The organism is Streptomyces prunicolor NBRC 13075, from assembly GCF_000367365.1.
Classification (GTDB): domain Bacteria; phylum Actinomycetota; class Actinomycetes; order Streptomycetales; family Streptomycetaceae; genus Streptomyces; species Streptomyces prunicolor.
The window spans coordinates 1-1,545 of the sequence record NZ_BARF01000190.1 but is presented as its reverse complement, the minus strand read 5'-3'; the positions used below and the strand labels follow the sequence as shown (position 1 = coordinate 1,545).

Here is a 1,545-nt window from a genome sequence, read left to right as displayed (position 1 = left end):
TTATGTTTTCTGCGGTCCTGCAAGAGGGCCGCTGGCCTCCGGGCCCGGTATGGCTGTTGCCCCCTGTCGAAGGCATGACCTGGGGGGTGGTGTCACCGGGCCCGGGAGGTGCCGTCGGAGACGCTGATGAGAGGTCCGGCCACCGCCCGGTCCGGCGCAATGCCGGACAGCTCGCGGGCGGCAGGTCTGCATAACGTGGATGCGCGCGTACGACACCAACGCCGAGGCCGGCACGTTCAACTCCCCTGGAAGGGTGCGATGTTCGACACCGAAGACGTGGGCGTGTTCCTCGGCCTGGACGTCGGCAAGAGCTTTCATCACGGGCACGGGCTGACTCCGGCCGGCAAGAAGGTCTTCGACAAGCAACTGCCCAACAGCGAGCCGAAACTGCGGGCCGCGTTCGACAAACTGGCCACGAAGTTCGGCACGGTCCTGGTGATCGTGGACCAGCCCGCATCCATCGGAGCCCTCCCGCTCACCGTCGCCCGGGACGCCGGCTGCAAAGTCGCCTACCTGCCCGGACTCGCGATGCGGCGGATCGCCGACCTGTATCCGGGCGAGGCCAAGACCGATGCGAAGGACGCCGCGGTCATCGCGGACGCGGCCCGGACCATGCCGCACACCCTGCGCGCCCTGGAGCTCACCGACGAGATCACCGCCGAACTCACGGTCCTCGTCGGCTTCGACCAGGACCTCGCGGCCGAGGCCACCCGCACCTCCAACCGCATACGCGGCCTGCTCACCCAGTTCCACCCGTCACTGGAGCGCGTCCTGGGCCCCCGCCTCGACCATCAGGCCGTCACCTGGCTGCTGGAGCGCTACGGCTCCCCGGCCGCACTGCGCAAAGCCGGCCGCCGCAGGCTCGTCGAGCTCATCCGGCCCAAGGCCCCGCGCATGGCACAGCGGCTGATCGACGACGTCTTCCAGGCCTTGGACGAGCAGACCGTCGTGGTCCCCGGGACCGGCACCCTCGACATCGTCGTGCCCTCCCTGGCCCGCTCTCTCGCCGCTGTCCACGAACAGCGCCGGGCCCTGGAAGCCCAGATCAACGCCCTGCTGGAGGCCCACCCTCTTTCCCCGGTCCTGACGTCGATGCCCGGCGTCGGCGTCAGGACCGCCGCCGTCCTCCTGGTCACCGTCGGCGACGGCACCAGCTTCCCGAGCGCCGCCCACCTGGCCTCCTACGCCGGACTCGCCCCGACCACGAAGTCGTCGGGGACCTCGGTCCACGGCGAACACGCCCCGCGAGGCGGAAACCGCCAGCTCAAACGCGCCATGTTCCTCTCCGCCTTCGCCTGCATGAACGCCGATCCCGCCTCACGCACCTACTACGACAAGCAACGAGCCCGCGGCAAAACCCACACCCAGGCCCTCCTCCGCCTCGCCCGCCAACGCATCAGCGTCCTGTTCGCCATGCTCCGAGACGGCACCTTCTACGAATCCCGCACGCCCGCGGACGTCGAGCTCGCCGCATGACCCCAGCAAGACCGAATCACCCCAAACCCCACAGGGACGCCTTGACGAACGACATAGAGGCACCCCCCC

General features: G+C 69.4%; 1 protein-coding gene. It reads left to right on the top strand.

The genetic code is table 11. From position 1 onward, the window contains the following. Positions 1-258 precede the first annotated feature (258 nt). Positions 259-1,476 carry an IS110 family RNA-guided transposase gene (locus tag SPR02S_RS54725; RefSeq protein WP_019065505.1) on the top strand — a complete coding sequence of 406 codons (1,218 nt, stop codon included), beginning with the start codon at positions 259-261 and terminating at the stop codon, positions 1,474-1,476. Positions 1,477-1,545 lie beyond the last annotated feature (69 nt).